The sequence below is a fragment of the Actinomadura bangladeshensis genome, assembly GCF_004348335.1.
Classification (GTDB): Bacteria; Actinomycetota; Actinomycetes; order Streptosporangiales; family Streptosporangiaceae; genus Spirillospora; species Spirillospora bangladeshensis.
The window spans coordinates 1-1,498 of record NZ_SMJW01000533.1 but is presented as its reverse complement, the minus strand read 5'-3'; the positions used below and the strand labels follow the sequence as shown (position 1 = coordinate 1,498).

Here is a 1,498-nt window from a genome sequence, read left to right as displayed (position 1 = left end):
CGGCTGCCCCGGCCCGCCCCCGGTCGCCGCCTGCTGCAGCGAATCGGGCGTCACATGCTCGTGGTCCAGAATGCGTCCCGCGCTGGACCCACGGTCGAGCGCCAGCGCGAAGAGCACGTGCTCGGGCCCGATATAGGAGGACCCGAGCGCCCGCGAAACCTGATGCGAGTCGAGCAGCGCCCGCTTCGCGGACGGGGTCAGCTCTGGCGGGACGTCCCGCGGCTCCCCCCGCCGCCCGTGGCTCTCGATCTCTTCCTTGATCTTGTCCGGGTCGGCCCCGGCCCGCACGATCCACTGCCGCGTGCCCTGCTGCCGCGTCGCCGCCCACAGCAGATGATCGGTGTCCAGATCGACGCTGCCCCACTGCGCCGCCTGCGCCGCCGCGTCCCGCACCAGCTCCCGCGCCGGTTCGCTCATCAGCCGCGCGATGCTGATCCGCTCCTGCGGCCGCCGGTGCGCGCGCGAGCCGAAGAACCGGGCGAGCATCTCCTCGAAAGGATCCATTCCCCCGGCCCCGTACCATCCCGCGGTCATCTCCGAAACCCCCCGGTCGTCGAAGGACACGTCATAGCAATGGTGACTCACGTGCCCGTGGCGGGCCCGCAGAAACCAGCGCTCGCCCCTCCGTCACACCCCCGCGCGCACGCCCCGGCGGCGCCCCACGAGATCATCCGCGGCCTCCCGCCACCGCGGCCAGTCGAACGCGAACCCCGCGTCCGCGAGCCGGCCGGGAACAACGCGGCGGCTCTTCAGCAGCAGCTCGGTGTCCGACCGGAGGGCCAACGCTCCGATCTCCGCCATCCACGCCGTCGCGGGCAGGCCGGCCGGCATCCCCCACGCACCCCGCAGCGCGCGCATGAACACCCGCTGCGGCAGCGGCTCCGGAGCGGCCAGGTTCACCGGCCCCGCCATGTCGTCGCGTCCGATCAGGAACTCGACCGCCCGGACGAAGTCCCGGTCCTGGATCCACGACACGTACTGCGCTCCCCCGGCGACCGGCCCTCCGAGCCCGAGCCGCGCAAGCCACGACAGAACATCGAAAACGCCCCCGCGGTCCGGACTCATCACCATCGCCGCCCGCAACGCCACCTTGCGGGTGGACGGCGTCTCGGCCCGCTCCTGCTCCCGCTCCCAGTTCTCAGCGATCCGGACGCTGTACGCCCAGTACTTCGGCACCCCGGCCTCACCGCCACCGATCAGCCCGGTCGCCTCGTCATTGGCCGCGTCGAACCGATGGGCGTAGACAGTGGCGGTACTCATCTGCAGCCAGACCCGCGGCGGCCGCGCAGCCTTTGCGATCGCCCGCCCCACGACCCGCGCGGACAGCACCCGCGAATCCATCATCTCCTGCAGATTCCGAGGCGTGTACCGGCAACTGACACTGCGCCCGGCCAGGTTGATCACGACGTCACTGCCGTCGACCACCTCGGTCCAGGCCCCGAGCGTCCGCCCGTCCCACCCGACCTGCCCGGGCCCCGCGGGCCGCCGGGTCAAGACC

General features: G+C 72.5%; 2 protein-coding genes. Both read right to left on the bottom strand.

All coding sequences use genetic code 11. The features are described 5' to 3' along the window. A partial coding sequence (locus E1284_RS40635) for a Clp protease N-terminal domain-containing protein (protein WP_279433123.1) occupies positions 1 to 504 on the bottom strand: 504 nt, incomplete at its 3' end. A 123-nt stretch (positions 505 to 627) separates the two neighbouring features. After that, on the bottom strand, positions 628 to 1,498 hold an 871-nt coding region (locus E1284_RS40630; protein ID WP_131945424.1), incomplete at its 5' end, for an epimerase.